The organism is Nocardia sp. NPDC004722 (genome assembly GCF_053601505.1).
In genome coordinates, this window is sequence record NZ_JBSGBY010000467.1 from 1 (window position 1) to 6,912 (window position 6,912).

A 6,912-nucleotide genomic window follows, 5' to 3' on the forward strand; every position below is an offset into this window, starting at 1 on the left:
GATTCTGTTGCGGCTCGATCCCCGCGCCGTAGAGGGTGGCCAGCTGATGCACCATCTCGGTGTCGCTGAGCCCGACCGGATGCCGCAGCATGCGGGTGGTGACGTCCTCGCCCGGCTGCGCGCGCTTGTACCGGGCCAACTGCAGCAGCGCGTCGGTGAGCAGCGCGTTGCCGCGTTCGGCCCCGACCCCTTCGAAGATGGCGCGGAACCCCTCCGCCGCCTGCTCCGCGATCTCCACCGGACAGCCCAGCAGCTGGTTGAGCACCCGGAAGGCGAGCGGAAAAGCGTAGTCGCGCACCAGATCCGCCGATCCGGCCGCGCAGAACGCGTTGATCAGCGACACCGCGACCCGCTCCACCGTGCCCTGCAACCGGTGGTGGTCGATCCCGGTCAGGCCCGCGGTATTGGTCTGCCGATACCGCGCGTGCTCGCTGCCCGCGTTGCGTAAGGCGTTGGGCCGCCACTGCATCATCGGCAGTACCGGGCAGTCGGCAGGCACCCCGGCCTGCCAGGCTCGCGGGTCGGCGGGAAACCGCTCCGGATCGTTGAGAATCCTGACCGCCGTGCGATATCCGAGCACCAGCGTGGCCGGAATCCCGGGCGCCAGCTCGACCGGAGCCAGCGTCCCGAATCTCTCCCGCAGTTCGCGATAGCACCGATGCGGGTCGGCGGCGAATTCCGGGGTGTACATCGGTACCCGCCCGAGGGTCGGCGGGGTCTGAACGGGCGACATCTGCGGGACCTGAACGGGTGAAGCTGACTCTGACATCGAGCGGTTACCTTACCCGGGAGTAATACCGGCCGCAGGGCAGTTTCGCCGAATCCGCGGGCGTCCCTGGCACGGCAGGCGCCGAGCGTAGCGGGCGATTCGAGGCCGAACCATTGACACTGCCGCACCGGCGGCGCAGGCTCTACGAGGCGCAATTGTTGTTGTCTCGACAGTTGCTGCGAACACCCGGTTGCCGGCGTTTCTTGCCGCTCGCGGTGGATACGGCTCGGCGACGCTCGGAGATTCGAAGGACGCGACGGCTGGTTCTCGCGTCTCGCCTGAATTTCTCGGACCAAGACCTACCGACACGGAGGTTGGAATGTCTGGCAAGCACGGCCGAAAACCCGGTCAGATGGCCGATAAAGCCAAGCAGGGCATGCAGGCCCAGGGTCAGCGCATGGAGCGCGACATGGACCGCCTCGCCGATGAAGCCCGCCGCGACATGGATCGCATGAACGCCGGCATGAAGCGGGAAGCCCAGCAGGTGCGCTCGGACGCGCAGAACCTGGACAAGGAGATGAAGCGAAAACTCCAACATCACTGACAGGGCCCAGACACGACCGGAGCCGCAGGTTTCACGACCTGCGGCTCCGTCGTGTCGGGTGAATGACACAGCGGTCGTATCGAGTGGATGACACAGCGACGAACCGGCATTACAGAGGACCAACCGACCGGTACCCGAGAGGCCCCGACGGCTCCAATCCTTTGCTGGCGGAACGGAGTTCGCGTTCACAGGTTTGCCGTATGAGATGCGCGCCGCGCCGCCCCGGCATAAAATCACTCCGCACAGTGCTCGACGTGTGGTTGAGGGCATTACCCGATCGGAAGCGAATGTCTCACATCGTGGCGGCCTCCGATCCTTCGCGGATTCGCCGGCAAGACCCCTCCATTCAGGCGCTCCGCGGGATCGCCGTCATCCTGATGGTGGCCGGGCATGTCATCGGCGTCGGCAATCAGGGGCTACGCGTAGGAGACCATTCCGGTTGGCATTATTCGTATCTCGCGCTGGCCGATATTCGCATGCCGTTGTTCACGTTGCTCTCCGGCTACGTCTACGCAATGGTGCCGATCGCTAGCTGGGGACAATACCCGCGACTTGTCAAAGGCAAGTCGCGGCGGCTGCTCTACCCGCTGATCACGGTTGGCACACTGCAATACATTCTGGCCTGCAACATCCCGGGGACCAATTACAACCCGCACAATCTGCCCATCTGGCGCATCTATGTGTTCGGATTCGAGCATCTGTGGTTTCTCCAGTCGATCTTCCTGATATTCCTCGTCATCGGAATCCTCGACAGCCTCGGCGTGCTCGACTCGCGCACCGGGTGGGCCGTCGCCACCTTCCTGGCGGCCGTGGGCTACATCGTGGTGCAGGTGCCCGCGCGGGTCGACGTCTTCACCGTCAGCGGGGCGGTGCGGCTGCTGCCGTTCTTCCTCATCGGCTACGGGCTGCGGCGGCACTCGTTGTTCGACCTGCGCGGCACCCCGGCGGTATTCGCCCTCACCGCCTTCATCGGCTTCTACACCGTGCGGCTCCTCTCCATCGACGGCGTCTTCCACCCGGACGGGTACGAGGACCGATCCATCACCCTGACCGTCGGCGCGACCGCGCTGATCCTGATCTACTCGGCGCGCGACTACGTCAACCTCAAGCTGCTGGCGTGGATCGGCGGCTTCTCCTTCGGCATCTACCTGCTACACGATCTGGCCACCGCGGGCACCCGTATCGTCCTCGAACACCTTGGCGTGCAACATCGTTGGGAGCTTTTCATCCTCGGACTGGTGATGGGCATCAGCGCACCCATCGCCTTCCAGCTCCTGTTCCGCAATGTCGCGATCATCCGCACCTATGTACTGGGTGAGAAACCGAAGCCGAAGCCGGGCAAGCACACTGCGAAGCCCCGGCACAGCCGCGAAGCCCAGGCCGCACCCCAGACCGCGGAGGGTTCCTCGAGTTAGCCGACCGAGCGGCACCGCGGCGAGCTACCCCTTGGTGGAATCCGACGACACCTTGGGCGGCGGTCTTCACTCCCCGGGCTTCTGCTCTCGGCGGCGTGCCGGGCGAATAGTGGTGTTCACCCCGCTGAGCACCTGGAGTACCGATGTCGACCGTGAGCACCCTCGCCCCTTCGGCGCCGACTCGCGCCGCCGTCCGCACCGCCGACGGCGTGGCACTCGAAGTCCAGGTCCACGGCCCCCGCCACGCCGACCTCACCGTCGTTCTCTCCCACGGCCATTGCGGCCGCAGCGAATCCTGGACCCCCGTCCGCGACGCCCTGCTCCGCCGATACCCGTCGGCCCGCATCGTCTGCTACGACCACCGCGGCCACGGCGACTCCGCCCACGCCGACCACCGCACCTACACCCTCGAACAGCTCGCCGACGACCTCGGCACCGTCCTCGCCACCGTGGCCCCCACCGGCCCCGTCATCCTCGTCGGCCACTCCATGGGCGGCATGAGCGTCCTCACCTACGTCAGCCGCAACCCCCACGAAATCGGCACCCGCATCCTCGGCGTCGGCCTCCTCGCCACCGCCGCAGGCAACCTCACCGACGCCGGTCTCGGCCGCTTCCTCCGCCACCCCGTCATCTCGATCTTCCGAGCCGCCGTCCACCACGCCCCCACCCTCATGCACCACGCGAAACAGCTGGCAGGCAAGGCTTTCACCCCGCTCATCAGCACCGCCCAGCGCCGCGGCCGCCCCCTCTCCACCCCCTGGCTGACCCTCGCGAACGCCCTCCACAACCAAACCCCCATCACCACCATGGCCGCCTTCCTGACAGCCCTGGCCACCTACAACCGCACCGACGCCCTCCCCACCCTCTCCCGCATCCCCACCCTCATCCTCTGCGGCACCACCGACCCCCTCACTCCCCCCTCCCACTCCATCGCCATGGCCGCCGCGGTCGATTACTCGGACCTGGTCCTGATCGAAGGCGCAGGCCACGCGGTAATAGTCGAGCAGCCGAAACAGGTCGCCGACGCCCTCACCCGCCTGATAACGCGGGCACACACCCGCCCCCGATTCGCGGTGGCCGCATAGCCGGACAACAAAAAATGGCCGACCTTCAAGATGAAGGCCGGCCATTTCGAGTGGTTCTAGCTGGGATCGAACCAGCGACCCCTCGCGTGTGAAGCGAGTGCTCTCCCGCTGAGCTATAGAACCTCGGGATGTCGCCGGGGCGACTGATCGGAGCGGATTTTGTGCCGCTCGAACGAGAATGAAGACTACACACCTGGTTGCCGTGGGACCAAATCGCGTGGACAGCGGCGTAAAACTGGGGTTTCTGGGGGTTGTGGGATGGGTGAGGTTTCACCGGGGTGTCGCCGGGCGGACATGCGGGTGTCGCCGGGGTGGAGTGGGATGGGGAGTAAGCGTTCCGTGGGATCGGCATTGGTGCAGGCCAGTGCGGAACTACACGCCTGTAGTTCCGATTTACCCCGGTCTACCAGGCGATTTGTTGCATGCGCGTCGCGTCGGCTAATGTTCTACCTCGTCAGCGGGACAGCCGAAAGGCCCCGGGACGAAATGCGGATGTAGCGCAGCTGGTAGCGCATCACCTTGCCAAGGTGAGGGTCGCGGGTTCGAATCCCGTCATCCGCTCGAGGGGCCAACACGGCCTGCTTGGCGGTGTGGCCGAGTGGTGAGGCAACGGCCTGCAAAGCCGTGCACACGGGTTCGATTCCCGTCGCCGCCTCTTCTCTTTTGAAGAGGACAATATAAGACCCGCGCGATTAGCTCAGCGGGAGAGCGCTTCCCTGACACGGAAGAGGTCACTGGTTCAATCCCAGTATCGCGCACCAAGTTTCATACAGATGAGGCCCGGCTCCCGCCGGGCCTTTCTGCTTTTCGATCTACCCTTTGATCCGGCCAGGTGACTCGGGAGGCGGCATGTTCGGTCGATCGGTCGCGTTCGGGGTGGTCTTCGCGGTGGGGGCGCTGGGGTTGTCGGCGTGCACGGGGGCACCGGACCGCACTCAGGAGGCGGCGCGGTTGCAGAGCGAGATCGCGGTGATGCCGGGGGTGCGGCAGTTTTCGGCAAATGCCTCCAACGACATCACTAGCGGCACTCGTCTGGGTATTTCGGCGGACGTGCGGGACGCCGATCGGGAGCAGATCGCCGCGGTGGTGGCGCGGATCGAGCAGCTCGAGGGGCACGACTTCGACAAATACCAGCAGAAGGCCGACTTCTATGTCGCGGACAAGGCCACTGTCGTCCGGGAGGGCGGGCTCGACGCGGAGCAGATCGCGGACGACAGTCTGCGATTGCGGCGGTTCGCGATCTCGGCTGCCGCGAATATCGATTCGGTGGAGTGGACGCGATCGGGCAAGAGCAGCCGTCTGTGGATCGCCAAAGGCCAGCACCCGTTCGACATTCTCGCGGCAGCGGATACCGCGTTCGCCGATCAGGCGGTGCAGTTGCAGATGATCACGAACGCGGACTCCGTCTACCAGTGGTGGACTGTCGGCCTGCCACTCAGCGCGGACCGGCGCACGGCCGTGGAGCAACTACTGTCCGCCCTGCCCGGACAGGCCAGCTCGGTCACCGTCCAGGACAGGCACATCTCCCGGCTGATCGTCGAGATCGCGCCGCGCGACGTTCCAGAGACCGCGCTGCGGGCGATGATCGCCGCCATCGCGCCGACCACGGCGCATCCGCTGCTGCTGATGTGGCGGCAAGGCATGTCGGACAACGCACTTCGCTTCGCGGGCTCGGTCGATATCGGGGCGTGCGATTACACCGACGAGTACGGCAGTGACCTGCGCGCGGACCTCGCGACACCCGACAGCACCGCCTTGCAGGACAAGCTACGGGCCGAGTACGACACCTGCCGCAGGTAGGTCGGTGTGGGCCGAAGTCATCCGCTCCATTCAGTGGTCGCGGAAACCCACCGTGCCGCAATCCAAGTCGAAGCGGATGTCGGCTTCGGCGAAGACGGGGAGGCCGGCCAGGGAGCGGGTGGCGGGGCCTGATTCGATGCGGACACGGAGATCCTGGTCGGTATGGAGATCGGTGGACCAGGTCGGTTGCCCGGCACTGAGAGTCAGATCGGTACCGGCGGAGACGGGCCCCGCGTAGGCGTCGTTGCCCGGGGGGAGCTGGATCGCGAGGGCGGGGGCGCCAGTGTCGAACAGGGTTGGGCCACAGAACTTCCCGTTCGGGAGCTGGATCATCTCGAAGCACGCCTCCACCGTCGACGCGCGAGAGGGCTGGCGGCCCGCGGCGGGCGGGTTGTCGGGGGCGGGCATGAGGGCTCGGGAGAAGCCCTTGTCGGGGACGTCGAGCAGGAGACGGCTCTTGCCGGTCGGGTCGTAGTGGACGGCGAAGCGGTGGCCGATGCCGTTCGGGAGGTCCCAGAGGGGGTTGCCGATGCCGCTGTCGGTGTTGGTGCCGAGGCCGATGATGCCGTCGTAGGCGCCGCCGAACATGATGGGTTTGCTGCCGTTGGCGGCGGGGCATTTCGGCTTCTTCTTGCTGCAGACCGTTTGGGTGACCTGCTCGAACTCGATGGGGGTGGCGGTCTTCCACTGACCGATCGACACCGTCGCGCTCACGACATCGCCGATGAGCCGGGTCCCGCTGCCGTAGCCGTAATCCTGCGCCGCCCCGATCACGGTGACGTCGGCCGGATCGAGTTTGTCGGCCATCACCCGCAGTCCGGTCGAACCGGTGTCGACCATGACGGTCAGCGTTCGGGAGCCGACGGTGACCTCCACGGTGAGCCGGGGATCGTTACCGACCTTTCCGACGCCGAGCGGGATGGCCCGGGTCGCGGTCGCGATGTCCGCCGGATCGGCCGAACTACCGGGGGCCGCGACCGTAAAGAGAGCGAATATGCAGGTCAGGACGGTCAATAGCCGCATGCGGGCCAACATAACAGCACGACCGTACAACTCCGGGGATTTGTACCGACAGAACCTTCAGCCGATCCAGTCGGCGAGTAGCCGGGCCGATCTGCCGCTGCTGATCTGGGCTTGCAGCCAGGTGTTGACGACGGTGTCGAAGGCGAGGTCGCCGCGCGGTAGGAGATACGCCTTGGTGGCGGAGTCGAAGGGGTGGTCGGGGTGGAGGACCTGGAGGTCGGGGTGGGTGCGCTGGCGGTAGCGGCCCTCGACGGAGTCGGTGACGAAGACGTCGGC

5 protein-coding genes, 4 tRNA genes and 2 pseudogenes are annotated in these 6,912 nt (G+C 66.1%); 7 read left to right on the forward strand and 4 right to left on the reverse strand.

Going from position 1 to position 6,912, the window contains the following annotated elements; genetic code table 11:
• Positions 1-733 (reverse strand): annotated as a pseudogene (locus ACWELQ_RS33435) (cytochrome P450); the annotation flags it as partial.
• Between the two features lie 355 nt (positions 734-1,088).
• Here ACWELQ_RS33435 and ACWELQ_RS33440 point away from each other — a divergent pair.
• From ACWELQ_RS33440 to ACWELQ_RS33450, 3 genes are all read left to right on the forward strand, one after another.
• Positions 1,089-1,313, forward strand: a complete 225-nt coding sequence (locus ACWELQ_RS33440) for a hypothetical protein (protein WP_452401031.1) — start codon at positions 1,089-1,091, stop codon at positions 1,311-1,313.
• Between the two features lie 287 nt (positions 1,314-1,600).
• On the forward strand, positions 1,601-2,728 hold the full coding sequence (locus tag ACWELQ_RS33445) for an acyltransferase family protein (protein WP_452401032.1): 1,128 nt from the start codon (positions 1,601-1,603) through the stop codon (positions 2,726-2,728).
• Positions 2,729-2,871: 143 nt separating this feature from the next.
• Positions 2,872-3,813: an alpha/beta fold hydrolase gene (locus ACWELQ_RS33450; protein WP_452401033.1), complete on the forward strand. Its 942-nt coding sequence runs from the start codon at positions 2,872-2,874 to the stop codon at positions 3,811-3,813.
• Positions 3,814-3,864: 51 nt separating this feature from the next.
• On the opposite strand, the gene ACWELQ_RS33455 is transcribed toward ACWELQ_RS33450, so the two are convergent.
• Positions 3,865-3,936: transfer RNA gene (locus tag ACWELQ_RS33455), tRNA-Val, on the reverse strand.
• Between the two features lie 365 nt (positions 3,937-4,301).
• Between ACWELQ_RS33455 and ACWELQ_RS33460 the strand changes: the two genes are divergently transcribed.
• The 4 genes from ACWELQ_RS33460 (at position 4,302) to ACWELQ_RS33475 (ending at position 5,613) form a co-directional block, all read left to right on the forward strand.
• Positions 4,302-4,374 (forward strand) — tRNA-Gly (locus tag ACWELQ_RS33460).
• A gap of 23 nt (positions 4,375-4,397) precedes the next feature.
• Positions 4,398-4,468 (forward strand) — tRNA-Cys (locus tag ACWELQ_RS33465).
• A gap of 31 nt (positions 4,469-4,499) precedes the next feature.
• Positions 4,500-4,574: transfer RNA gene (locus ACWELQ_RS33470), tRNA-Val, on the forward strand.
• Positions 4,575-4,662: 88 nt separating this feature from the next.
• The gene (locus ACWELQ_RS33475) at positions 4,663-5,613 is read left to right on the forward strand and encodes a hypothetical protein (protein ID WP_452401034.1); all 951 of its coding nucleotides are present in this window, start codon (positions 4,663-4,665) and stop codon (positions 5,611-5,613) included.
• A 30-nt stretch (positions 5,614-5,643) separates the two neighbouring features.
• Here ACWELQ_RS33475 and ACWELQ_RS33480 read toward each other — a convergent pair whose 3' ends face one another.
• Both ACWELQ_RS33480 and ACWELQ_RS33485 read right to left on the reverse strand, forming a co-directional pair.
• Entirely contained in the window at positions 5,644-6,636 is a 993-nt protein-coding gene (locus ACWELQ_RS33480; RefSeq protein ID WP_452401035.1) for a DUF3443 family protein, read from the reverse strand.
• Between the two features lie 57 nt (positions 6,637-6,693).
• A pseudogene (locus tag ACWELQ_RS33485) lies at positions 6,694-6,912 on the reverse strand (hypothetical protein); the annotation flags it as partial.